The organism is uncultured Microscilla sp. (assembly GCF_947493425.1).
Classification (GTDB): Bacteria; Bacteroidota; Bacteroidia; order Cytophagales; family Microscillaceae; genus Microscilla.
Map to the genome: position 1 here is coordinate 1 of NZ_CANLRP010000591.1, position 302 is coordinate 302.

General features: G+C 36.1%; 1 tRNA gene. It reads left to right on the forward strand.

The annotated features are described in order from the left end of the window. A tRNA-Asp gene (locus Q0954_RS34700) sits at window positions 1–73 on the forward strand. Window positions 74–302: the final 229 nt, after the last annotated feature.

Genomic DNA, 302 nt, shown 5'->3' on the forward strand with positions numbered 1-302 from the left:
GAGTGGTAGTTCAGCTGGTTAGAATGCCTGCCTGTCACGCAGGAGGTCGCGAGTTCGAATCTCGTCCATTCCGCTAAGTAACAAAACCCATCTATTTAGATGGGTTTTTTGTGTTTATAGGGGTTTATATTTCTTCTAAGGAATGTGTAAAAAATAAAGTGAGCTGATTCAAGAAAATATTTTGTTTTCTGATGATTTCAAAACCGTACACTAATTTTTCACTATTAATACTTGTGCAGAGTTTAATTTTATCAGTCTCAAAAGTGCTTGAAAAACAGCGTCTTTACTTTCCGCCTTAGTTT